General features: G+C 70.4%; 20 protein-coding genes and 1 pseudogene. 13 read left to right on the top strand and 8 right to left on the bottom strand.

All coding sequences use genetic code 11. The features are described 5' to 3' along the window. Positions 1-51: 51 nt before the first annotated feature. Positions 52-282, top strand: a complete 231-nt coding sequence (locus ABZT17_RS03230; protein WP_356343021.1) for a hypothetical protein — start codon at positions 52-54, stop codon at positions 280-282. Between the two features lie 51 nt (positions 283-333). On the opposite strand, the gene ABZT17_RS03225 is transcribed toward ABZT17_RS03230, so the two are convergent. Beyond that, the gene (locus ABZT17_RS03225) at positions 334-1,089 is read right to left on the bottom strand and encodes a dienelactone hydrolase family protein (protein WP_356343018.1); all 756 of its coding nucleotides are present in this window, start codon (positions 1,087-1,089) and stop codon (positions 334-336) included. Positions 1,090-1,136: 47 nt separating this feature from the next. Next, positions 1,137-1,883 carry an NAD(P)-binding domain-containing protein gene (locus ABZT17_RS03220; RefSeq protein WP_356343016.1) on the bottom strand — a complete coding sequence of 249 codons (747 nt, stop codon included), beginning with the start codon at positions 1,881-1,883 and terminating at the stop codon, positions 1,137-1,139. Positions 1,884-1,982: 99 nt separating this feature from the next. On the opposite strand from ABZT17_RS03220, the gene ABZT17_RS03215 reads away from it, so the two are divergent. Further along, positions 1,983-2,573: a TetR family transcriptional regulator gene (locus ABZT17_RS03215; protein ID WP_356343013.1), complete on the top strand. Its 591-nt coding sequence runs from the start codon at positions 1,983-1,985 to the stop codon at positions 2,571-2,573. Positions 2,574-2,708: 135 nt separating this feature from the next. Here ABZT17_RS03215 and ABZT17_RS03210 read toward each other — a convergent pair. The 5 genes and pseudogenes from ABZT17_RS03210 to ABZT17_RS03190 all read right to left on the bottom strand — a co-directional run. Beyond that, positions 2,709-2,828 (bottom strand): annotated as a pseudogene (locus ABZT17_RS03210) (superoxide dismutase); the annotation flags it as partial. An 82-nt stretch (positions 2,829-2,910) separates the two neighbouring features. After that, entirely contained in the window at positions 2,911-3,636 is a 726-nt protein-coding gene (locus ABZT17_RS03205) for a class I SAM-dependent methyltransferase (RefSeq protein ID WP_356343011.1), read from the bottom strand. A 173-nt stretch (positions 3,637-3,809) separates the two neighbouring features. Beyond that, positions 3,810-6,365: a SpoIIE family protein phosphatase gene (locus ABZT17_RS03200; protein WP_356343008.1), complete on the bottom strand. Its 2,556-nt coding sequence runs from the start codon at positions 6,363-6,365 to the stop codon at positions 3,810-3,812. A 144-nt stretch (positions 6,366-6,509) separates the two neighbouring features. Then, a complete protein-coding gene (locus ABZT17_RS03195; RefSeq protein WP_356343005.1) occupies positions 6,510-8,927 on the bottom strand; it encodes a DHA2 family efflux MFS transporter permease subunit in 2,418 nt (805 codons plus the stop codon). A 171-nt stretch (positions 8,928-9,098) separates the two neighbouring features. After that, positions 9,099-9,542, bottom strand: coding sequence for an SRPBCC family protein (locus ABZT17_RS03190; protein WP_356343002.1), 444 nt, complete (start codon positions 9,540-9,542; stop codon positions 9,099-9,101). 179 nt (positions 9,543-9,721) lie between these two features. Between ABZT17_RS03190 and ABZT17_RS03185 the strand changes: the two genes are divergently transcribed. The 3 genes from ABZT17_RS03185 (at position 9,722) to ABZT17_RS03175 (ending at position 13,159) form a co-directional block, all read left to right on the top strand. Beyond that, on the top strand, positions 9,722-10,765 hold the full coding sequence (locus tag ABZT17_RS03185) for an Rv2578c family radical SAM protein (protein WP_356342999.1): 1,044 nt from the start codon (positions 9,722-9,724) through the stop codon (positions 10,763-10,765). Between the two features lie 136 nt (positions 10,766-10,901). Continuing rightward, positions 10,902-12,488: an alpha/beta hydrolase gene (locus tag ABZT17_RS03180; RefSeq protein ID WP_356342995.1), complete on the top strand. Its 1,587-nt coding sequence runs from the start codon at positions 10,902-10,904 to the stop codon at positions 12,486-12,488. A 143-nt stretch (positions 12,489-12,631) separates the two neighbouring features. Next, on the top strand, positions 12,632-13,159 hold the full coding sequence (locus ABZT17_RS03175) for a GNAT family N-acetyltransferase (protein ID WP_356342993.1): 528 nt from the start codon (positions 12,632-12,634) through the stop codon (positions 13,157-13,159). 7 nt (positions 13,160-13,166) lie between these two features. Here the strand turns inward: ABZT17_RS03175 and ABZT17_RS03170 are convergent, their stop codons facing one another. Then, positions 13,167-13,742 carry an adenylosuccinate lyase gene (locus ABZT17_RS03170; protein WP_356342990.1) on the bottom strand — a complete coding sequence of 192 codons (576 nt, stop codon included), beginning with the start codon at positions 13,740-13,742 and terminating at the stop codon, positions 13,167-13,169. Positions 13,743-14,144: 402 nt separating this feature from the next. Between ABZT17_RS03170 and ABZT17_RS03165 the strand changes: the two genes are divergently transcribed. The 8 genes from ABZT17_RS03165 to ABZT17_RS03130 all read left to right on the top strand — a co-directional run bounded on the left by ABZT17_RS03165 (position 14,145) and on the right by ABZT17_RS03130 (position 24,229). Further along, positions 14,145-15,950 carry a 3-hydroxybutyryl-CoA dehydrogenase gene (locus ABZT17_RS03165; RefSeq protein WP_356342988.1) on the top strand — a complete coding sequence of 602 codons (1,806 nt, stop codon included), beginning with the start codon at positions 14,145-14,147 and terminating at the stop codon, positions 15,948-15,950. 160 nt (positions 15,951-16,110) lie between these two features. After that, positions 16,111-16,926 carry a TetR family transcriptional regulator gene (locus ABZT17_RS03160; protein WP_356342986.1) on the top strand — a complete coding sequence of 272 codons (816 nt, stop codon included), beginning with the start codon at positions 16,111-16,113 and terminating at the stop codon, positions 16,924-16,926. 381 nt (positions 16,927-17,307) lie between these two features. Beyond that, a complete protein-coding gene (ccrA, locus tag ABZT17_RS03155; protein WP_356342984.1) occupies positions 17,308-18,651 on the top strand; it encodes a crotonyl-CoA carboxylase/reductase in 1,344 nt (447 codons plus the stop codon). 17 nt (positions 18,652-18,668) lie between these two features. After that, the gene (locus tag ABZT17_RS03150; protein ID WP_356342982.1) at positions 18,669-20,717 is read left to right on the top strand and encodes a protein meaA; all 2,049 of its coding nucleotides are present in this window, start codon (positions 18,669-18,671) and stop codon (positions 20,715-20,717) included. Then, positions 20,714-21,679, top strand: a complete 966-nt coding sequence (locus tag ABZT17_RS03145) for a CoA ester lyase (protein WP_356342979.1) — start codon at positions 20,714-20,716, stop codon at positions 21,677-21,679. Before ABZT17_RS03150 ends, ABZT17_RS03145 begins: the two co-directional genes overlap by 4 nt. 5 nt (positions 21,680-21,684) lie before the next feature. After that, positions 21,685-22,191, top strand: a complete 507-nt coding sequence (locus tag ABZT17_RS03140; RefSeq protein WP_059195327.1) for a MaoC family dehydratase — start codon at positions 21,685-21,687, stop codon at positions 22,189-22,191. Positions 22,192-22,196: 5 nt separating this feature from the next. Continuing rightward, complete coding sequence (locus ABZT17_RS03135) at positions 22,197-23,402, top strand: acyl-CoA dehydrogenase family protein (protein ID WP_356342976.1); 1,206 nt, start codon at positions 22,197-22,199, stop codon at positions 23,400-23,402. A 170-nt stretch (positions 23,403-23,572) separates the two neighbouring features. Beyond that, complete coding sequence (locus ABZT17_RS03130; RefSeq protein WP_356342974.1) at positions 23,573-24,229, top strand: phosphatidylserine decarboxylase; 657 nt, start codon at positions 23,573-23,575, stop codon at positions 24,227-24,229. Positions 24,230-24,234: the final 5 nt, after the last annotated feature.

The raw sequence follows: 24,234 nt of genomic DNA, 5'->3' as shown, positions 1-24,234 counted from the left end.
GGCGGGGGCGGCGTCGGATGGGATTCCGTCGACACCGAGGACGAGGGCCCGATGAACAACGACGACCTTCCCGAAGAACACCGCCGCGTCCTGGGCGGCACCCACCTCTGTCAGGGCCCGTACGGCCGCCCCGAGGACGGCGCCGACTGTCCTGACCCCGCCCGCTTCGAGGTCCTCCGCCACCGGCAGCCGGCGCTGCCCGTCTGTCCGGTTCATCTGGGCCCGTCCCTGCTGATGGCGGACGATGTGCTGTGGCCGCCGCAGATCACGCTGGTGCGCTGAGCGCTCCGAAGAGTGTGCCGGGCGAGTGCGGGTGACGGCGCGCGACCGGGCTCACAGCGTGCGGCCGAACAGGTCCAGCAGCGCCGTCCAGTGCCGCTCGGTCGCCTCGGCGCTGTGCATCGCCGTGTCGGCCTGGGTGAAGCCGTGGTGGGCGCCCTCGTAGACCTCTGCCCGGTGGCGGACGCCGGCCGCGTTGAGGGCCTTGTCCAGGCGGTCGATCTGCTCGGCCGGGTTGGTGGGGTCCTGGTCGGCGTGGCCGAAGTAGAGCTCCGCGGTGATGTGCTCGGCGAGCAGGTGAGGACTGTCCGGAGCGTCGGTCGCGAGGTACGCGCCATGGAAGCCGGCCGCAGCGGCGACACGGTCCGGGTAGGTGCCCGCGGTGCGCAGCGCCAGGCCGGCGCCCATGCAGTAGCCGGTGAGGCCGACCGGCCCGTCGGTGGTGCGGGGTGACGCGGCCAGCCAGTCCAGGTACACGGCGGCGTCCCGCATGGCGCCCTCGGGGGTGAGGGTGCGCGCGGCGGGCCCCAACTGCTGGATGATCTCCGGGCGTTCGGCCGGGTTGATGAACTCGGGGAGTTCCACGACGGGGGCGCGGCCGTAGCGGTGGAAGACGTTGGGCACCAGGACCGCGTACCCCGCCCCGGCGAGCCGGTCGGCCATGGACCGCAGATGCGGACGCAGACCGAAGGCGTCCATGAGGAGCAGGACGGCGGGGTGCAGGTCGTTGCCGGACGGATGGACGAAGTACGCGTCGGCGGTTCCGTCGGGGGTGGTGATGTCGACGGAACTGCCCTGGACGACGGTCATGTGCAGCTCTCTCGGTTCTCGGGGGGGGTGGCGGGTATGCCGGTCGGTCACTTGGTGACGCGGGTCGCCTCGGCGGCCAGTTCCTTCACCCGGGCCGCCGGGACCGGCACCCCCGGTGTCTCGAAGAACCAGCGTGAGGCCTCCTCCTGGCTCAGCCCCTCCGGCCGCTTCCCCATGTACGGCTCCACGTAGACCGGCGTGCCCGGCTGGCTGCGCCAGCTGTCGGCGAGGGCGCCGAGGTCCACGGCGTCATAGCCGAGGGTGTCCAGCAGCGCGGTCACCTCGGCCTTGGCCGCCGCGTCGTCGCCCGCGACCGGCAGCGCGCTGCGGTCGGCGTCACCGGCCGGCCGGGCGCTGGTGAGCAGACGGCGGAAGTCGATGTTGTTGAACGCCTTGACCACCTTCGCGCCGGCCAGGTGCCGCTGCACCAGCGCGCTGGAGGTCAGCTCCCCGGCGTCCAGTTCGGCGATGGCGCCGTCGCGGTCCGAGTAGTAGTTCATCGTGTCGATCACGGTCCTGCCGGCCAGTGCCTCCACGGGCAGCCGGTCGTAGGCCCGGAGCGGGACGGTGGCCACGACGATGTCACCGGCGCGCGCCGCCTCGGCCGCGGTGGCGGCGCGGGCCCGGGCGCCGAGCTCCGCGACCAGGTCGGCGAGGGTCTCGGGGCCGCGCGAGTTGGCCACGACCACGTCCAGCCCGGCGGCCACCGCCAGCCGGGCGAGCGTACTGCCGATCATGCCGCTGCCGATGATCCCGAGAGTCCCGGGTGTCCTGGATGTTCTGTATGCCCTCACCACTGGTGCACCTCCGCGCCGTATGTGAAACCGAGTGTCACAGTAGCCACTGAGTATCGACACTGCAACAGCGGCCGACGCGGGAGATAGGATCGGCGGGTGACTGGAGCAGCACGTACGAACACGAGGGACATCGCCCGGGCCGCCGTTCGGGCCGAACTCGCCCAGGTGGCCTTCGAGTTGTTCCGCCGCAAGGGCTTCGACAAGGTCACCGTGGACGACCTCGCGGCCGCCGCGGGCGTCTCGCGCAGTACCTTCCTGCGCTACTTCGGCACCAAGGAGGACGCGGTCCTGGGCGCCTTCGACGGGCATGACCGGCGCGTCGCCGACGCGCTGCGCGCCCGCCCGGCCGACGAGGCCGAGTGGCCGGCGCTGCGGCGCGCCCTGGACGCGGTCATCGAGCGGTACCACGAGGACCCGGCCGGTTCCCTGGAGACGACCCGGCTGGTCCGGGACACCCCCGCGCTGTGCGCCCGGCACCTGGAGAAGCAGTACACCTGGCGCCCGGCCCTGTCGCGGGCCCTGGCCGAGCGCTCCGGCGCCCCGGAGCCGACGCTCGCCCAGTCGGTCCGAGCCGCCGCCGCCCTCGACTGTCTGAACGTCGCCCTCGACCACTGGCTGGCCTCGGACGGCCAAGAGGACCTGGTGGCGCTGCTGGACAGGGCCTTCGCCGCATTCACCACGACCTGACCTCCACAGCCTGACCTCGGGCACGGCGGAACAGCGGAATATCGGAGGAAAGCACCACCGGGATCTGAGCAGATCGTCGCCGGCGTCGCCACCTGTGTGCGGCTCGTCGGCTACGAGAAGGTGGTCGCGGGCCTGTCAGAGTGAGACGGCGACCGCGCTGAACGCCGTCCGAGGTGTCTGCGGGCTGGTGAAGCGGGCGTTGACCAGGTACAGGCGGTTGCCGAACCGGGCCGCGGTGGTGGGGACGTCGAAGCGGGCGCACCCCGCCTTCACCTCACGCATCGGCGACCGCGCCCACATCCGCAGACGGGACCGTCCCCACACCCCCGGCGGCCCCTCAGTTCGTGCGCCCCGCCACCAGCCATCTCGACGGCAGCTCTATCCGGGTGCCGTCGGGTGCGAACTCCGTGGTGACGAGCGGGAGTTCGCCACCGGCGAGAACGGTCAGACCGGCCGCTCGCAGATACTCTGGCACCGCGTCGTCGGCCACCTCGCCGGGCGCTATGCCGTGCCGGAAGATCGGTGCCAGCTTGGGCGGCGGCCCGGAGGGACTCTGTGCCAGGCCCAGCAGAAGAGGCTTGGCGGCCTCGGAGAGCTCCACCAGGAAGGCCCGGCCCCGCTCGCCGAGGAGCGCGGCGACGCCGTCCACCATGGGCTGGCGGTCGTCGGGTTCGGCCTGGTGGAGGACCCCGCGCATATAGACGTTGGCGTCACCGAGTTCGGCGTGCAGCGTCTCCGTCTCACCCTTCTCCACGGCGTCGACCACCCGGTAGGAGGCCTGTCCCGCCGGATCCGCGTGCCGGGCGTGCTCCACAGCGGCCGCGGACAGATCCGCGCCGACGACATGCGGGAAGCGCTCGGCGAGGAAGCGCGTCTGGGTGCCGTTGCCGCAGCCGAGGTCCACCATCGCCAGACCGGAGTCGGTGAGGTGCGGTTCGAAGAGGGCGAGGTGGAGACCGACGGTCAGGGCCGGTTCCGCGTCCCAGAACACGGCCCCCTTCTCCTCCGGAGCCTCGCGCCAGAAGCCCTCCCAGGCCTCCCGGTACCGACTCGTCACGCTCATGGCCAACTCCCCAGGGTGTGCCGCGAACCCGCCCAAGTTGACGGGCCAGTACGGTTTATCGTGCCCGAGTCGCGGCTACAAGCGCGTGGCGCATTCCTTCACCCCGCTTTCGATATGCCTACGCCCCTCGCGCGCCGCACGCGCCCTGTGGGGCGGCAGCGGCTGATGGGGCGTCAGCGCCGGGGCAGCGTCAGCTCGAACCAGACGGTCTTTCCGGCCTTCGTACGGCTCGTGCCCCACTCACGCGCGAGGGTGCTCACCACCCGCAGTCCGCGCCCGGACTCGTCGGTGGGGCGGGCGCTGAGCAGCGTCGGCAGCTCGTGGTCGTCGTCGTCCACCTCGCACAGCAGGGTGTCGCCGCGGATGAGACGCAGCTCGACCGGGCGGCTGTGGGAGTGCCGTACGGCATTGGTGACCAGCTCGCTCACCAACAGCTCGGCGTGGTCGGCGAGTTTCGCGAGCCCCCAGTCGTGCAGCTGCTCGCTGACCACCGCACGCGCACGGGGGACCTCGGCGGGATCGAGACTCAGCCGCCACTCGGCGACGTCGTCCGCGTCGATGCCGTTGAGCCGGGCCATCAGCAGGGCGACGTCGTCCTTGCGGCCGCCGCGTGTGTTGAGGGCGCGGATGATGGCGTCGCAGGCGTCGTCCATCGAGGCGGCCGGGTGGGCCGCGGACTCGCTGAGCGTCGCCAGGCCCACCCCGATGTCCTCGCCGCGCACCTCGACCAGTCCGTCGGTGCACATGACGATCCGGTCGCCGGGCTCCACACGCACGCGTACCGCCTCGAACGCCACTCCGCCGACGCCGATCGGCGCGCCGGTCGGCAGGTCGAGCAGCTCGCTGCGACCGTTCCCGGCACGGACCAGGACGGGCGGGATGTGGCCGGCGTTGGCGATGTGCAGTTCGCCGGCGATCGGGTCGTAGACCGCGTACAGACAGGTCGCGAGGTAGGAGTCGCCGAGCCGCTGCGCGAGGTCGTCGAGTTTGCGCAGGAGCTGGGCGGGCGGCAGGTCCAGGGCGGCCATGGTCTGCACGGCCGTACGCAACTGGCCCATCATGGCCGCCGAGTTGAGGCCGTGGCCCATGACGTCGCCGACGACCAGGGCGGTGCGGGCGCCGGGCAGCTTGACCGAGTCGAACCAGTCGCCGCCCACGCGTCCCAGCAGGGTGCCGGGCAGGTAGCGGGTGGCGATGTCACAGCCCGCCATGCGCGGCGGGATGTGCGGCAGCATGCTGTCCTGGAGGGTCTCGGCGACGCTCTCCTGATAGGTGTACATGCGGGCGTTGTCCAGCACGAGGCCCGCGCGGGCGGCGAGTTCGGCGCCGGTGACGCGGTCCATGTCGTTGAAGACGGGCCGCTCGGGGTGGCGCAGCAGGATCATGAAGCCCAGGACGACGTTGCGCGCCTTGAGCGGTACGACCAGCATGGAGCGATGGGTGATCAGGGGCCGGATGTCGCGCTTCTCGAACTGGGAGGCGATGGCATGGCCCAGCTCCTCGCTGATGCGCGGCACCAGCACGGGCTCGCCGGTGGTCATGCACTGGAAGAACGGCGTGTGCGCCGGGAACGGCATGGCCTCGCCGACCGGCACGACGTCGTCCCAGCGGCCCGGCTCGTCGGTGTGCTCGACGGCGACCCGGTGCCACATCGTGGTGGTGTCGGGTACGCCGTCGGGGAACCCCTCGCCGGCGACGACCTGTTCACGCAGATAGGTGCCGGCGACGTCCGTGAAGCGCGGCACGACCGCCCGGCTGACCTCGATGATGGTGGTCGCCAGGTCGAGGGAGGTGCCGATGCGGCCGCTGACCTCGTTGAGGAACTCCAGGTGCTCGCGGACGGCCGCGTACTCCAGGTCCTCGCCCTCGTCGGTGAGTTCCCGCGGCACCGGCAGCCCTTCGGCGGCGGCCCGGGCGGCACGCTCCCGGCGGGCCCGGCGCTCGGCCCGGCGGGGCACGCCCCAGTCGGGGGTGACGGGCACCCGGTCGTTCTGGCTGAACTCCAGCACCGGGTAGCCCAGTTCGAGGACCTGGGCGACGATCCGGGCGCTCTCGTCGACGCTCATGCTGGGCAGGATCTCGGGCAGCCTGCGGGCCAGCTCCGCCGCGCCGGGGAAGTCGGTGTGCAGCGCGAAGCCGGGCGCGATCCGCTCGAACGCCACATCGCCCTCGACACCGTCGGCCTCGTCCTGGCGCAGTCCCGCGGTGTCGGCGGCGAGCACGAGCAGCCGCTCGTGGCCCGGGCCCACCAGGGGGTACGCCCACCACAGCACGTCGACGCGATCGCTCCCCCGCTCCTCGGACGAGGGAGCCTCGGACGAAGGAGCCTCGGACGAGGAGGGGGCCTCGGTCTCGCGTCGCTCGGGGACGGTGAGGCGGGCGCGGCCCGCGGCCGGGTAGGAGAGCCTCCCGCCGAGGGACGATTCGAGGTCGGGGCCGAGGCCGTCGTAGTCCGGGTACGTCCCGTAGGGCGGGATGTCGTCCTCGTCGGGGAGCGCGCCGGAGACGGGCAGCAGGTCGACGGCCGCGCGGCCGATCGCCTCGTCCTTGGCCACTCCGAACAGGCGTCGTGCGCCGGTGCTCCAGTGGGACACCAGGCCGCCTCGGTCGACGACGACCACGGCCAGGGGGACGCGGCCGGCCGCGGTCTGCCCGCTCACCGCGCCGTTCCCTGCTGCGCGGCTGGGAGGTGTGTCCCTCTCGGTGCCACGGTCAGCGCCACTTTCCATGGCCCAGGCCCTCTCTCCCCACGGCTTGGCAAGATCTGTGCCGGCTACTCCACCGTACGGCTCCGCCCGGTGGTGATGTGCGGCAATGCGCGAATTGCTGCCGTTGCCGGGCCCTCGCGCGCGGGGGCGTGCGCCGGAGGCCGGTCAGTCCTCGTGCCCCAGCCGCAGGTCGCGCTCGGTGCGCCCGCCGCCGGCCAGTCGCAGCACGGTGGCGACCGGCGGGTAACCCGCCGCGATGACGGTGTACTCGCCGGAGGACAGATCGACGAACCGGAACGTTCCGTCGAGTTTGGTGGTGAGGGTGTCCACGACGTTGCCCGCCGCGTCGAGCAGCGTCACGCGCGCGTCCTCGACGGGCCTGCCGCCGCCCGCGCGCACGGTGCCGCGCAGCACGGCGCCGCCCGCCAGTTCGACGTCCTGGCGGGTCTCACGGGCGGCCCGGACGCTGACGGGCAGCGCCGCCGGGCGGTACGCGGTAGCGCTGACGGCGAGGGTGTACTCGCCGGCGACCAGTTCGGTGATGGTGTAGCCACCCTCGTGCCCGCTGCGGGTGGTGGCGACGACCTCGCCGTGCGCGTCGGTGAGGGTGACGGCGGCGTCCCGCACCGGGGTGCCGTCCGCGGTGCGCACCTGCCCGGTGAGCGTCCCCGCGCCGCCGAGGACGATGTCGAGCTCCACGGGCCGGTCGCCGACGGTGACGGTGACGGCCTGCGGCTGGTGTCCGCCCGCGGCGCCGATGAGCACATACGCCCCCGAGCCGGGCGTGGACAGGGCGTACCGTCCGTCCTCGCCGCTCGCGCCCCGTCCGACCTGCTGTCCCGCCCCGTCGATGAGGGTGAGCGCCGCATGGGCCACGGCGGTCCCGTCGGGGTGCTGCACCGTGCCGCGGACGGGGACGTCGGGGGTGTGCGGCGAGCGGACCGGGACGGCGGTCGTCACGGACGGGGACTGGGCGCGGGCCTGGGGAATCGGTACGTCGGCGGGTGCGGGCTCCGTGTCGGCGGCGGGGTGGGACACCAGCGGTTTCTCCTTGAGGAAGAAGGCGATGAGCAGGCCCAGGGCGAGCACCGGCACGAGGTACAGGAAGATCCGGGGCATGGCGTCGGCGTAGGCCCGGATGTAGTGGTCCCTGAGGGCCGGGGGCAGCGTGCGGACGAGTTGCGGGGTGAGGGACCGCGGGTCGGGCAGCCGCTCACCCGCGCGCGTGGGGAGGCGTTTTCCGAGGGCGTCGGCGAGCCGGTGGGCGAACAGCGTCCCGAAGATCGCGGCGCCGACGCTGCCGCCGATCTGGCGGAAGTAGTTGTTGGCGCTGGTGGCGGTCCCGAGGTCGGCCGGGCGCACGGAGTTCTGCACGGCGAGGACGAGGACGGGCATGACCATGCCGATACCGGCGCCGAGGACCGCCATCCAGAGGCTGTACTGCGGGCGGGGCGTGTCCACCTGGAGCCGGGACAGCAGCCACATGCCGAGCACGGAGACGGCACAGCCGAGCACCGGGTAGATCTTGTAGCGGCCGGTGTGGCTGATGAGCTGTCCGCAGACGATCGAGGCGCCGACGATCCCGCCCATCATGGGCAGCATCAGCAGCCCGGACTCGGTGGCGCTCGCCCCGTCGACCATCTGCAGGAAGGTCGGCAGATAGCTGGCCGCGCCGAACAGCGCCACACCGATCACCAGGCCGACCAGTGCGGTGACGTCGAAGACGGAGTCCCTGAACAGCCGCAGCGGGATGAGGGGTTCGGCGGCGAAGCGCTCCGCGACCACGAACAGCGCGGTCGCGACCGCCGCTCCCGCTCCCAGGCCGAGGATCACCCGCGAGTCCCAGGCGTACTCGGTCCCGCCCCAACTGGTCAGCAGCACGAGGCAGGTGGAAGCGGCGGCCAGCAGCAGGGCCCCCGGAATGTCGAGCCGGGGCTTGGCGCGCGGCTTCGGCAGCTTCAGTACGACGCTGACGACGGCCAGGGTGACGAGGCCGAAGGGGACGTTGAAGTAGAAGCACCACCTCCAGGAGAGGTGGTCCGTGAAGTAGCCGCCGAGCAGGGGGCCCGCGACGGAGGCGAGACCGAAGGCGGCGCCGATCAGCCCCATGAAGCGACCGCGCCGCCGGGGCGGCACGATGTCCGCGATGATCGCCTGGACGCCGATCATGAGCCCGCCCGCGCCGACGCCCTGGACGGCGCGGAAGGCGATCAGCTGGTCCATTGACCCGGCCCGGCCGGCGAGCCCGGCGCCGATCACGAAGACGACGATGGCGAACTGGAAGACGCCCTTGCGGCCGAGGAGATCACCGAGCTTGCCGTAGACCGGCAGCCCCACGGTGGCCGTGAGGAGGTAGGCGGTGATCGCCCAGGACATCCTGTCCAGGCCGTGCAGTTCGCCGACGATCTTCGGGAGCGCGGTGGCGACGATCATCTGCTCCAGCGCGGCGAGCAGCAGCGCCAGCATCAGACCGAGGAAGACCAACCGCACCCGGCGCGGGCCCAGTTCGACCGCCGCGGCCGGTGCGGGGGCGGCGGACCTCGGGGGCGCCGCTTCCTCGTGCGCCAAAGTGGTCCCGCCCACGTACCGCTCCCCTCGTCGCGCTGCCGCGCCGAATTCCGGCTGGAAAACGGCCCAAATCGACAACTACGGGCAAGCGCGACGAGTTACGGCGTTCCGGCGTGTCGGACGGAGATCCACTCGAACCGGTGAGAAGGCCCGTCGGGAGGCAACGCCCCCCCTGGCGTCCGGAACTTACTTCTCGACCTCGGCGGCCAGCTTGACCAGCACCACGTCGTAGATCCGGCCGAGACCCTTGGGCGCGAAGGTCTTCTCGAAGAAGCCGCCGATGCCGCCCGCGCCGTTCCAGACGGTGCTGACCACGACGCGGGATTTGCCCTCGCCGGCCGGGGTGACCGTCCAGGTGGTCACCATGGAGGAGTTGCGGTCCTTCTCGACGAGCTGTCCCTCGGTGGGCTCGCTGACCTCCAGGAGGCAGTCGCGCACGCGCTTGCTGGTGGCCTGGAGCTTCCAGTGGACGAGGGTGCCCTCGCCGTCGCCGCCCTCGCGCACCTCGTACTCGCTGAAGTGCTCGGGCAGCAACTTCGCGCGCGTGCCGCTGTAGTCGGCGAGGGCGTCGAACACGTCCTCCGCGTCCGCCGCGACGACCCGCTCCGTAGTGGCCTCGACCTGCGCCATCGGTTTCCTCCAGGACTTGCTCTCTCGGGGTTGGGGCAAGCCAACCACCCCCGCCCACGGCCGCCCAAATCGGGGTGCCCCGAGGGCGCCCCGAGGGGTCCGAAGCGATCAGAAACCGCCCTTGCACAGAAATTCGAACACGTGTTTCACTCTGGGGACAGCGGTACCGAGGAGGCGTCATGCGCTGGGAGAACCTCACAGTGGAGTCCGGCGGTCACAGCCGGGCGGCCGACGCCGCGCTGTTCGGCGCGGACGCCGTGGTCAGCAGGCAGTTCGACACACCCGAGTTCAGGGGGATCACCTTCCACGAGGTGCGGGCCCGGTCGATCACCAACCGGGTGCCGGGCGCCTCGCGGATGCCCTTCGAGTGGACGGTCAACCCGTACCGCGGGTGCTCGCACGCGTGCGTGTATTGCTTCGCCCGCAAGACGCACACCTATCTGGACCTCGACGCGGGGCTCGACTTCGACTCGCAGATCGTGGTCAAGGTGAACGCCCCGGAGCTGCTGCGCCGCCAGCTCGGCTCACGGCGCTGGCAGGGCGAGCACATAGCGATGGGCACCAACGTCGACTGCTACCAGCGGGCCGAGGGCCGCTACCGGCTGATGCCGGGCATCCTGTCCGCCCTGCGCGACCACGCCAACCCCTTCTCGATCCTGACGAAGGGCACGCTGATCCTGCGCGACCTGGATCTGCTGGTGCAGGCGTCCGAGGTGACGGACGTCGGCATCTCGGTCTCGGTGGGCTTCACCGACCCCGAGCTGTGGCACACCGTGGAGCCCGGCACTCCCGCGCCGGAGCGCCGCCTGGACGTCGTGCGGGCGCTCGACGGGCACGGCATCGGCTGCGGGGTCCTGATGGCCCCGGTGCTGCCGTTCCTGAGCGACCACCCGAACCAGCTGCGGGCCACGGTGCGCGCCATCGCGGCCGCCGGCGCCACCTCCGTCACTCCCCTGGTGCTGCATCTGCGCCCGGGCGCCCGCGAGTGGTACACGGCCTGGCTGACCCGGCGTCACCCGCACCTGGTGCGGCGCTACGAGCGCCTGTACGCGGACGGCGCCTACGCCCCGAAGTGGTACCAGCGCCGGATCACCCGTCAGGTCCACGAGCTGGCCCGGGAGTACGGGATCGGCCCCGCGCGCGCGGGGATGCCCCGGCGGATCGCGCCGCCCGAGCCGGTCGAGCCGGCCGTGTCCGAACCGACCCAACTCACGTTGATTTGAGATCGTTCGAGCGCATTGCTCGATCCGATCGGGTCAAGTATCACCAGAACGAGTTCTTCCGGGCCTGCTTTCCGGGACGATGCGGTTCGGACCGTGAGACTCGCGGTCCGCATCCCCTCCGTCCTGGGAGGACTCCATGAGAAAACGCGCAGCGGTGCTGTGCGGCGCCGCCGTCGTCATGGCCGGGACCGTCACGGCCGTCCCCGCCGACGCGAGCGCCCCGAACGGCGCGGAAACCGCTCACGCGGCGAAGCTCACCTGGAAGAAGTGCGGCACGACCGACTATCCGACGCTCCAGTGCGCCTCCCTCAAGGTGCCGCTCGACCACCGGCGTCCGTACGGGAAGCAGATCACGCTCGCCCTCTCACGCGTGCCGCACACCGCGCCGAAGAGCCAGGGCCCGCTGCTGGTCAACCCCGGCGGCCCCGGCGGCAGCGGTCTCACCCTCGCCGGGTTCGTCGCGTCCTCGCTGCCCAAGGCGGTCGCCGCGCAGTACGACGTCATCGGCTTCGACCCGCGCGGGGTCGGCAGGAGCAAGCCCGCCCTCGACTGCAAGCCGGGCTACTTCAACCCGGTGCGCCCGGACTCCGTGCCCGGCACTCCGGCCCTCGAGAAGGCCAACCTGGCCCGCGCCAAGTCCTTCGCCGACGCCTGCGGCAAGAAGTACGCGGGCGTGCTGCCGTACATCAACACCATCCAGGCCGTGCAGGACATGGACTCGATCCGCGCGGCCACGGGCCGGCGGAAAACCAGTTACTTCGGCTACTCGTACGGCACCTATCTGGGCGCGGTCTACGCCAAGCTGTTCCCGCACCGGGTCAAGCGCCTCGTCCTGGACTCGATCGTCGACCCGACCGGGGTCTGGTACGACGACAACCTCGGGCAGGACTACGCGTTCAACGACCGGCACCGGGCGCTGATGTCCTGGATCGCCAAGTACGACTCGACGTACCGGCTGGGCACCGATCCGGAGAAGATCGAGGCCAAGTGGTACGCCATGCGCAAGGCCCTGGCCAAGAAGCCGGCGGGCGGCAAGGTGGGCGCCTCCGAACTGGAGGACACCTTCATCCCGGGCGGCTACTACAACGGCTACTGGCCCTACCTCGCCGAGGCGTTCGCGGCCTACGTCAACCACAGGAACGCCGATCCGCTGGTCGAGGCGTACGAGAACTTCGCCGCGGTCGACGCGTCCGGGGACAACGGCTACAGCATCTACACCTCGGTGCAGTGCCGTGACGCCGCCTGGCCGCGGGACTGGGACCAGTGGCGCAAGGACAACTGGGCGGTGTACGACAGGGCTCCGTTCATGGCCTGGAACAACGCCTGGTACAACGCGCCGTGCGCGTTCTGGCCGACGGACTCGCTGCGACCGGTGAACGTGGCCAACGGCCACCTGCCGCCGGTGCTGCTGTTCCAGGCGACCAACGACGCGGCCACCCCGTACACCGGCGGTCTCACGGTCCACCGTCTGCTGGCCGGTTCGAGCTTCGTCGTCGAGGAGGGCGGCGGGAACCACGGCATCACGCTGAGCGGGAACACCTGCCTGGACAAGTACCTCGCGAACTATCTGTCCGACGGCACGGTGCCGCGCGGCAACGGCGAGATCGACGCGGTCTGCCCGAAGCTGCCCGACCCCAAGCCGCTGGGCGCGAAGGCGGCGACCACGTCCTCGGGCTCCTCCCGCGGCGCGACCCTGCACGGGATGCTGGGCTTCCGCGGCTGACCGGTCGGTCGACCGTCGGGGGCGGGCGTTGTCGGACCCGTGGTCCACCATGGACCCATGAGTGAGCCGACGCGGATTCCCGCCCCCGACGGTCGCCGGAAAATCGGCGGCGGGTCCCAGCCGCCGCTGCCTAGGGTGCGGGCATGGACGACCGCATCCTTGTGCGCGAGATGACCCTCGCCGACTGCGAGCGCGTGGCCGAGATCCGTGTCGGCGGCTGGCGGACCGCGTACCGCGGGATCATCCCGCGGTCCTACCTGGACGCGATGAGCGTGGCGGAGGACGCCGAGCGCCGCCGCACGCGCTTCCGGCAGGGTGACCCCGGGGTGGTGAACCTCGTCGCGGAGCGGGGCGGGCGAGTCGTCGGCTGGGTCTGCCACGGGCCGTACCGGGGCGGCGGATCCCCGGCGGCGGACGCCGAGTTGTACGCGCTCTACCTCGACCCGGCCCACTTCGGCACGGGCGTGGGACGGACCCTGCTCCAGGAGGCGGTCCGGCGCTGCTCGTCCGCCGGTCACCCCCGTATGTACCTCTGGGTCCTCAAGGAGAACGCCCGCGCCCGCCGCTTCTACGAGGCGGGCGGCTTCGGCCCCGACGGCACCGAGGAACCCTTCGAGGTGGACGGCGTGCAGGTCCCGGAGGTGCGCTACGTCAGGGAGCTCGCCGGCTGACCCCCCGTCACCGCTGCCTGGGGATCCGCCCCAGCGCCCGCACCGCCGCCTCCGCGAGCGCCGGATGCGCGAGGGCCTCGTTCAGTACGGACCTCGCGCGGGCGTCCTCCAGGCTGCCGAGGCCCTCCACACAGGCGAGGGCCACGCGGCGGTACGGGTCGTGCGGGCGCAGCCGTCGCTCCAGGGTGGTGATCAGGGCCGGCACGGACTCGGGGGCGCGCAGTTCGGTCAGCAGCCGGACCGGGTGCAGGGCGTAGGCGACACGGAGTTCGTTGGTGGCGAGGGCGGCCGCCGCACGGGCCGTACGGGGGTCGCCGAGCCGGGCGAGGGCGTACGCGGCGCAGGCGCAGCGCTGCGGGTCGCGATGGTTGAGGAAGAGGACCAGAGCCTCGAAGGCACGCCGGTCACCCGCGAGCCCCAGCCGGAACGCCACCAGTTCCCGGGCCCACAGCGGCTGCCCCGGCTCGGTGAGCACCGCGGCCAGTTCGTCGAGGTCCTCGGTCGCCGCCAGCCGCTCGCACAGGGGAGACGAGCCCGACTCCTCTCGTAAACGCTCCGTGAGTGATCGCAACTCTTCGTCCATGGCTCCGAGACTAGAGGGGCCGGCGATCCGCCGGGACGTACATCACAAACACGGGGGCTGGCGCGCTCGTTACCCGCCGGTTAAGCTCACAAGAGCGAGTCACCCACTCGCATCCCTGCTTACGGCGGCCTGGTGACGCAGCCGTCGTGAGAAGAAGCAGTCGGTTCGGTACATCTGGTACCGCAGCACGACCCGGCCTCGGGACAGGGCCGGTCGGATTCCCACCGTTCGCTCCAGGCGTGTGCACGCCCACGGCGACGGCACCGGGCGTGTGCGCTCGCAGCCCGGCAACACCCGCACTTCTTCACGCACCCGGTGCGCCATGGCTCCGCCTCAGGGCGAGCCGCCTTCGGCGCACTCGGGCGCACTTCCAGTCGTCACCCTCATTCCTGGAGTCCCGCGATGGCCGCTCCCCTGTCCGACACCCCTCTGTCCCAGCTCAAGACCATTGCCGTCGTCGGCCTCGGCACCATGGGCACCGGTATCACCGAGGTCCTCGCCAAGGCCGGCCGCGAGGTCGTCGGCATCGACATCAGCGAGGCGGCGGCCGCCAAGTCCCTCGCCGCCCTGGAGGCCGCCACCGCCCGCGCCGTGGAGAAGGGCCGGCTCACCGAGCAGGAGCGCGCCGAGGTCCTCGGCCGCGTCCGCGTCTCCACCGACCTGGGCACCGCGGCCGACGCCGACCTGGTCATCGAGGTGGCTCCGGAGTCGTACGAGATCAAGCACCAGATCTTCCGCGAACTGGACGGCATCGTCCGCCCGGAGACGATCCTGGCGACCGGCACCAACGCCCTGTCCGTGACCCGTCTCGCCGCCGACTCGGCCCGTCCGGAGCGCGTGCTCGGCCTGCACTTCTTCAACCCGGCGCCGGCCATGAGGCTGGTCGAGGTCGTCTCCTCCGTCCTGACCGCGCCCACCGCGGTCACGGCCGTCACCAACCTGGCGCTCGACCTCGGCAAGGAGCCCGTCGCGGTCGGCGACCGGCCCGGCTTCGTCGCCGACGGACTGCTGTTCGGCTACCTCAACCAGGCCGCGGCGATGTACGAGGCCAAGTACGCCTCCCGCGAGGACATCGACGCGGCGATGCGGCTCGGCTGCGGTCTGCCGATGGGTCCGCTCGCGCTGCTCGACCTGATCGGCGTCGACACCGCCCGTACGGTCCTGGAGGCCATGTACGCCGAGTCCCACGACCGGTTGCACGCCCCCGCCCCGATCCTCAAGCAGCTCAGCGAGGCGGGCCTGACGGGCCGTAAGGCGGGCCGCGGCTTCTACACCTACGGGGCCCCCGGCAGCGCGACCGTCGTGCGGGACGCGCTGACACCGCTGGAGGGCGCGGCCCTCACCCCGGGCCGCGAGGTCCGCTCCGTCGGTGTCGCCGGCTCCGGCACCATGGCCTCCGGCATCGCCGAGGTCTTCGCCAAGGCCGGCTACGAGGTCGTCCTGGCCGCCCGCAGCGAGGAGAAGGCGCAGACCGCCAAGGCCCGTATCGGCAAGTCGCTCTCCCGCTCCGTCGACAAGGGGCGGATGACCGCCGAGGCCGCCGCGCAGACGCTGGACCGGATCACCGCGGCGGGCTCCTACGAGTCCTTCGCGGACGTCGATCTGGCGGTCGAGGCGGTCGCCGAGGACCTGGAGGTCAAGCGGCAGCTGTTCCAGGCGCTGGACAAGGTCTGCAAGCCGGGCGCTGTGCTGGCCACCACGACCTCCTCGCTGCCGGTCGTCGCCTGCGCGCGTGCCACCTCGCGTCCGCAGGACGTGATCGGCATGCACTTCTTCAACCCGGCGCCGGCGATGAGGCTGGTCGAGGTCGTCCGTACGGTGCTGACCGCCGAGGACGTCCACTCGACGGTCCGCGAGGTCTGCGGCCGCATCAGGAAGCACGCGGTCGACTGCGGAGACCGGGCGGGCTTCATCGTGAACGCGCTGCTCTTCCCGTACCTCAACAACGCGATCAAGATGGTGCAGGAGCACTACGCGTCCCTCGACGACATCGACGCGGCGATGAAGCTGGGCGGCGGCTACCCGATGGGCCCGTTCGAACTGCTGGACGTGGTCGGGCTCGATGTCTCCCTCGCGATCGAGAAGGTCCTGCACCGCGAGTTCCGCGACCCGGGCCTGGCCCCCGCCCCGCTCCTGGAGCACCTGGTGGCCGCGGGCTGCCTCGGCCGGAAGACGGGCCGTGGCTTCCGCGAATATGCCCGCCGCTGACGGCGCCGGCGACTGGTTCGCGGGCGGGACGGACTGGGGTGGGCTGCTCGACCCGGGCGGCCACCCCGGGTCCGCCGGGCCCGGCACACCCCCGCCCCCCTCGGGCGGGGGAACCCCGGTACCCGCGCATCGAGCTGCGCACATGCAGTACGTTCGGGTCATGTCCCAGCCCGCCAGGTCCTCACGTACACCAGCCACGACCGACGCACCGGAAAGTGCCGCGGGCAGTCGCGCCGCCGCCCAGCGGCTCAAGATGCGCCGAGAACTGGCGGCCGCGGCGATGGAGCTGTTCGCGACCAAGGGGTACGAGGCGACCACCGTCGACGAGATCGCCGCCGCGGCCGGGGTCGCGCGCCGCACCTTCTTCCGTCATTTCCGCTCCAAGGAAGAGGCGATCTTCCCCGATCACGACGACACGCTGATCCGCGCGGAGGCCGTGCTCAACGCGGCTCCCCCGCACGAGCATCCGCTCGACACGGTGTGCCGGGGCATCAAGGAAGTGATGCGGATGTACGCGGCCCGGCCGGAGATCTCGGTCGCCCGCTACAAGCTCACACGCGAGGTGCCCACCCTGCGCGAGGCGGAGATCGCGTCGGTGGCCCGCTACGAGCGCCTCTTCACCCGCTATCTCCTCGGCCACTTCGACGAGCACGCGCACGACGACGACGCCAACGACGACCCGTTGCTGGCGGAGGTCGCCGCGTCCGCGGTCGTCACCGCCCACAACCACGTCCTCAGACGCTGGCTGCGGGCGGGCGGCCAGGGCGACGTGGAGGCGCAGCTCGACCACGCGTTCGCGATCGTGCAGAAGACGTTCGGGACGGGCATCGGGGCGGGACGTCCGACCCCGCCCACGCCGTCGGGCACGCCCGCGACGGTCTCCGCCCATGGTGAGGTGCTGGTCACGGTCGCCCGTACCGACGCCCCTCTGGACGAGGTCATGCGGACCATCGAGCAGGCGCTCAAGGAGCGCTGAGCGGCTGACCGCCCCTGTGATGACGGCCACCCCCCGGGGTGGCCGTTTTGGCATGTCGTCGTCGGTTTTTGAGCAGATTTCCCTGGACGTTCGATCGATCATCGCTCATTTGTTACGTAAAGATTTCACCTGAGAGCAATCTCTGGCACTCAGTGCCTTGTCACCTGACACGCGGTGTCATACGTTGATGGTGTCCGGGCTGTCCCGGCAGGCCCACCGCCTGCGCGCCCGAACGCCTGCGTCACAGGCAACCTCCCGCGCCACAAAGCGCTGCCGACAGCATCACCCGCCGAACCGACGGCACTTCCCGAACTCCCAGCAGCACACCGACGTAACCCTCAGCACCCCTCCCTCAGGGTGCGCATCGCCGGAGGCAACACCGTGACCGTGAAGGACATCCTGGACGCGATCCAGTCGACCGACTCGACACCGGCCGACTTCGCCGCTCTGCCGCTCCCCGAGTCATATCGCGCGATCACCGTGCACAAGGACGAGACGGAGATGTTCGCGGGGCTGGAGACCCGCGACAAGGACCCGCGCAAGTCGATCCACCTGGACGACGTCCCGCTGCCGGAACTCGGCCCGGGCGAGGCCCTGGTCGCCGTCATGGCATCGAGTGTCAACTACAACTCGGTGTGGACCTCGATCTTCGAGCCGCTGTCCACCTTCGGCTTCCTGGAGCGCTACGGGCGCACCAACGAGCTGGCCAAGCGGCACGACCTGCCGTACCACATCATCGGCTCCGACCTCGCGGGCGTCGTCCTGCGCACCGGCCCGGGCGTCAACGCCTGGAAGCCCGGTGACGAGGTCGTCGCGCACTGTCTGTCGGTCGAGCTGGAGTCCAGCGACGGCCACAACGACACCATGCTCGACCCCGAGCAGCGGATCTGGGGCTTCGAGACCAACTTCGGCGGCCTCGCCGAGATCGCGCTCGTCAAGTCCAACCAGCTGATGCCGAAGCCGGGCCATCTGAGCTGGGAGGAGGCCGCCGCTCCCGGGCTCGTGAACTCGACCGCCTACCGGCAGCTGGTCTCCCGCAACGGCGCCGCCATGAAGCAGGGCGACAACGTCCTGATCTGGGGCGCGAGCGGCGGACTCGGCTCCTACGCCACCCAGTTCGCGCTCGCCGGCGGCGCCAACCCGATCTGTGTCGTCTCCAGCGAGCAGAAGGCGGACATCTGCCGCTCGATGGGCGCCGACGCGATCATCGACCGCAACGCCGAGGGCTACAGGTTCTGGAAGGACGAGCAGACCCAGGACCCCAAGGAGTGGAAGCGCTTCGGCAAGCGCATCCGCGAGCTGACCGGCGGCGAGGACATCGACATCGTCTTCGAGCACCCCGGCCGCGAGACCTTCGGCGCGAGTGTCTTCGTCACCCGCAAGGGCGGCACCATCACCACCTGCGCCTCCACCTCGGGCTATATGCACGAGTACGACAACCGCTACCTGTGGATGTCCCTGAAGCGGATCATCGGCTCGCACTTCGCCAACTACCGCGAGGCCTGGGAGGCCAACCGGCTCATCGCGAAGGGCAAGATCCACCCGACCCTGTCCAGGACGTACTCCCTGGAGGAGACCGGCCAGGCCGCGTACGACGTGCACCGCAACCTCCACCAGGGCAAGGTCGGCGTGCTGTGCCTCGCCCCCGAGGAGGGCCTCGGCGTGCGCGACGAGGAGATGCGCGCCCAGCACATCGACGCCATCAACCGCTTCCGCAACATCTGAGACACCCGGGGTCAATGATGACTGAGCGTCAGCCCGCCGAAGGCGTGCGGGAGAAGGACCGGCCGTGGCTCATGCGCACGTACGCCGGCCACTCCACGGCCGAGGCGTCCAACGAGCTGTACCGGCGCAACCTCGCCAAGGGCCAGACCGGTCTGTCGGTCGCGTTCGACCTGCCGACCCAGACCGGCTACGACTCCGACCACATCCTCGCCCGCGGCGAGGTCGGGCGGGTCGGTGTGCCGGTGGCGCACCTCGGTGACATGCGCCGGCTGTTCCAGGACATCCCCCTGGAGCAGATGAACACCTCGATGACGATCAACGCCACCGCCATGTGGCTGCTGGCGCTCTACCAGGTCGTCGCCGAGGAGCAGGGTGCGGACATCACCCGGCTCCAGGGCACGACCCAGAACGACATCGTCAAGGAATACCTGTCGCGGGGAACCCATGTCTTCCCGCCGGGGCCCTCACTCCGGCTGACGACGGACATGATCGCGTACACGGTCTCCCACATACCGAAGTGGAACCCGATCAACATCTGCAGCTACCACCTGCAGGAGGCGGGCGCCACACCGGTCCAGGAGATCGCGTACGCGATGTCCACCGCGATCGCGGTTCTCGATGCCGTACGCGACTCGGGGCAGGTCCCCACCGAGAAGTTCGGGGACGTCGTGGCCCGTATCTCCTTCTTCGTGAACGCGGGTGTCCGCTTCATCGAGGAGATGTGCAAGATGCGGGCGTTCGGGCGGATCTGGGACAAGGTCACGCGCGAGCGCTACGGCATCGAGAACCCCAAGCAGCGCCGCTTCCGGTACGGCGTCCAGGTCAACTCCCTGGGCCTGACCGAGGCGCAGCCGGAGAACAACGTCCAGCGGATCGTGCTGGAGATGCTGGCCGTGACGCTGTCGAAGGACGCACGCGCGCGTGCCGTGCAGCTTCCCGCCTGGAACGAGGCCCTCGGCCTGCCCCGCCCCTGGGACCAGCAGTGGTCGCTGCGGATGCAGCAGGTGCTCGCCTACGAGAGCGACCTGCTGGAGTACGCGGACATCTTCGAGGGCTCGCACGTCATCGAGGCGAAGGTCAGCGGGCTCGTCGAGGAGTCGCTCGCCGAGATCGAGCGGATCCAGGAGATGGGCGGCGCGATGGCCGCCGTGGAGTCCGGCTACCTCAAGTCGCAGCTCGTCTCCTCCCACGCCGAGCGGCGGGCGCGTATCGAGTCCGGCCAGGAGAAGATCGTCGGCGTCAACATCTTCGAGACGACCGAGCCCAACCCGCTCACCGCCGACCTCGACACGGCGATCCAGACGGTCGATCCGGCCGTCGAGGCCCGCGTCGTCGCGTCCCTGCAACACTGGCGCGACACCCGGTACCAACCGCCCTTCAACCACCCCCGCCCGTGCAAGGCGCTGGAGCGGCTGAAGGAGGCCGCCAAGGGCACCGACAACCTCATGGAGGCCACCCTGGAGTGCGCCCGGGCCGGGGTCACGACCGGCGAGTGGGCCGGGGCCCTGCGTGAGGTGTTCGGGGAGTTCCGGGCGCCCACGGGAGTGTCGTCCGCACCGGTGGCCATCGCCGCCGCGGAGGGCTCGGCGCTGAGTGAGGTGCGTCGCACCGTGGACGCCACCGCCCGTGACCTCGGCGTCGGCAAGCTCCGCTTCCTGGTCGGCAAGCCGGGCCTGGACGGGCACTCCAACGGCGCCGAGCAGATCGCCGTGCGGGCCCGCGACGCCGGCTTCGAGGTGGTCTACCAGGGCATCCGTCTGACGCCGGAGCAGATCGTGGACGCGGCCCTCGCCGAGGACGTGCACGCGGTCGGCCTGTCGATCCTCTCCGGCTCGCACGCCCAGCTGGTGCCGGACGTCCTGGAACGGCTCCGTGTGGCCGGTGCCACAGATATACCCGTCATCGCCGGTGGGATCATCCCCCATGGTGACGCCGAACAGCTCAGGGCTGCGGGCGTGGCCGCGGTCTTCACCCCGAAGGACTTCGACATCACCGGGATCATCGGCCGCATCGTCGACGAGATCCGGAAAGCGAACAAGCTCGACCCCCTGGAGGTCCCCGTATGACCACGCCCGTCAACCGTCTGCGTCCGCGGCGCTCCTGCCTCGCGGTCCCCGGAAGCAACCCCCGCTTCCTGGAGAAGGCGCAGGGCCTCCCGGCCGACCAGGTCTTCCTCGACCTGGAGGACGCGTGCGCGCCGCTCGCCAAGCCCGAGGCGCGGCACACCATCGTCAAGTTCCTCAACGAGGGCGACTGGACCGGCAAGACGAGGGTCGTGCGCGTCAACGACTGGACGACCGAGTGGACGTACCGCGATGTCGTGACCGTGGTCGAGGGCGCCGGCCACAACCTCGACTGCATCATGCTGCCGAAGGTCCAGACGGCCCAGCAGGTCGTCGCCCTGGACCTGCTGCTGACGCAGATCGAGAAGACGATGGGCTTCGAGGTCGGAAAGATCGGCATCGAGGCGCAGATCGAGAACGCGCAGGGCCTGAACAACGTCAACGAGATCGCGACGGCCTCCCAGCGCGTCGAGACGATCATCTTCGGCCCGGCCGACTTCATGGCGTCGATCAACATGAAGTCGCTGGTCGTGGGCGAGCAGCCGCCCGGCTACCCGGCGGACGCCTACCACTACATCCTGATGAAGATCCTGATGGCCGCCCGCGCCAACAACCTCCAGGCGATCGACGGCCCCTACCTCCAGATCCGCAACATCGACGGCTACCGCGAGGTCGCGCGGCGCGCCGCCGCGCTCGGCTTCGACGGCAAGTGGGTGCTGCACCCGGGCCAGGTCGAGGCGTCCAACGAGATCTTCTCGCCCTCCCAGGAGGACTACGACCACGCCGAGCTGATCCTGGACGCGTACGACTACTACACCTCCGAGGCGGGCGGCAAGAAGGGCTCGGCGATGCTCGGCGACGAGATGATCGACGAGGCCAGCCGCAAGATGGCGCTGGTCATCTCCGGCAAGGGACGGGCGGCCGGTATGCAGCGCACGTCGAAGTTCGAGATCCCGGAGGGCTGAGCGCGATGCAGTTCGGACGCACCTACGAGGAGTTCGAGGTCGGGGCGACGTACAAGCACTGGCCGGGCAAGACGGTCACGGAGTACGACGACCATCTGTTCTGTCTCCTCACCATGAACCACCACCCGCTCCACATGGACACCAACTACGCCGAGAAGACGACGGACTTCGGCAAGAACGTCGTCGTCGGCAACTACATCTACTCCCTGCTGCTCGGCATGAGCGTGCCGGACATCTCCGGCAAGGCGATCGCCAACCTGGAGATCGAGTCGCTCAAGCACGTGGCGCCGACCTTCCACGGCGACACGATCTACGGCCAGACGACCGTGCTCGACAAGTGGCCCTCCAAGTCGAAGAACGACCGCGGGATCGTCTACGTCGAGACCAAGGGCTACAAGCAGGACGGCACGCTGGTCTGTGTCTTCCGCCGCAAGGTGATGGTGCCGACCGAGACGTACATCAAGGAGCGCGGCGGCGAGCAGCCCGGGCGCCCGGAACTTCAGGAGGGCTGAGCACCATGGCGCGCCTCGCCCAGACCGCCGGTCTGACCGACATCCAGCAGGAAATCCTCTCCACGGTCCGCGACTTCGTGGACAAGGAGATCATCCCGGTCGCGACCGAGCTGGAGCACCGCGACGAGTACCCGCAGGCGATCGTCGACGGCCTCAAGGAGTTGGGCCTGTTCGGCCTGATGATCCCCGAGGAGTACGGGGGCCTGGGCGAGTCGCTGCTCACCTACGCCCTGTGCGTGGAGGAGATCGCCCGTGGCTGGATGTCGGTCTCCGGCATCATCAACACCCACTTCATCGTGGCGTACATGCTCAAGCAGCACGGCACGCAGGAGCAGAAGGACCACTTCCTGCCGCGCATGGCGGCCGGCGACATCCGGGGTGCCTTCTCGATGTCGGAGCCGGGCCTGGGCTCCGACGTGTCCGCGATCACCTCCAAGGCGGTCAGGGACGGTGACGAATACGTCCTGAACGGCCAGAAGATGTGGCTGACGAACGGTGGCACGTCAAGTCTGGTCGCCGTACTCGTCCGAAGTGATGAAGGACACCCCGAGGGCACCGCGCCCCACAAGTCGATGACGACCTTCCTGGTGGAGAAGGAGCCCGGTTTCGGAGAGGTCCGCCCCGGCCTCACCATCCCCGGGAAGATCGACAAGATGGGCTACAAGGGCGTCGACACCACCGAGCTGATCATGGACGGCCTGCGGATTCCGGCCAACCGGGTACTCGGCGGCGAAACGGGCCGAGGTTTTTACCAAATGATGGACGGCGTCGAGGTGGGACGCGTCAATGTGGCGGCCCGCGGCTGCGGTGTCGCCCAGCGCGCCTTCGAACTCGGCGTCCAGTACGCCCAGCAGCGTCATACTTTCGGCAAGGCGATCGCCCAGCACCAGGCCATCCAGTTCAAGCTGGCGGAGATGGCTACCAAGGTCGAGGCCGCTCATGCGATGATGGTCAACGCCGCACGCAAAAAGGACTCCGGGGAACGAAACGACCTTGAGGCCGGCATGGCGAAGTACCTCGCCTCCGAGTACTGCAAGGAGGTCGTGGAGGACGCCTTCCGGATCCACGGTGGTTACGGCTTCTCCAAGGAGTACGAGATCGAGCGTCTCTACCGTGAGGCACCGATGCTCCTCATCGGTGAAGGTACCGCCGAGATCCAAAAAATGATCATCGGTCGCAGGCTGCTCGAAGAGTATCGATTCCAGGGCTAGATGTCCGGATACGGGGTGTTTTCTTGGAGAAGAAGGTCACACCCCGTAGACACTCTTCGGACGCCGACTCGGCTTCCTGGCTTGCCCAGTTGTGGCCGTCGACCGGTACGATCCCCGGAAAGCCGCCGTCCCCCGTTACAGCGCGGCATCATCCGCTACGAAGGTCATCCATGCCCCACAGCCAAACCTCTGCACCTCGCGACAGCCGGGCCGGCGTACGCCTCGCGCGCGGAGCATCGCCGTGGCTCCTCCCGACCGTCGCCACCGCAGCCCTCAGCCTGGCCCGTGCGCGCCGCTCCGGCGCCGCCAGGGCCGTGGCCGTGCCCGCCACCGCGCTCGCGGCGGGCATGCTGTGGTTCTTCCGCGACCCCGAGCGCGAGATCGCCCAGGGCAGGGTCATCTCGCCCGCCGACGGTGTGGTGCAGAGCATCATGCCGTGGAAGGACGGCCGCACCCGCGTCGCGATCTTCATGAGCCCGCTCAACGTCCACGTCAACCGCGCGCCCCTCTCGGGTGAGGTGACGTCGGTCGAGCACATCCCCGGTGGCTTCGTTCCGGCGTTCAACAAGGAGAGCGAGAACAACGAGCGCGTAGTCTGGCACTTCGACACCGAACTCGGCGACATCGAGATGATCCAGATCGCCGGCGCGGTGGCCCGTCGCATCGTCCCCTACATCCCGCGGGGCACGAAGGTCGAGCAGGGCGACCGCATCGGTCTGATCCGCTTCGGCTCGCGCGTCGACATCTACCTGCCCGAGGGCGTGGAGGTCGCGGTCGAGGTCGGTCAGAAGACCGTGGCTGGGGTGACTCGCATTGACCGTGATTGATCCTG

The sequence above is a fragment of the Streptomyces sp. NPDC005648 genome (assembly GCF_040605395.1).
In the GTDB taxonomy this organism is placed as follows: domain Bacteria; phylum Actinomycetota; class Actinomycetes; order Streptomycetales; family Streptomycetaceae; genus Streptomyces.
Note: the sequence above shows the minus strand (reverse complement) of the source record. Positions and strands in the feature narration are given on the sequence as shown.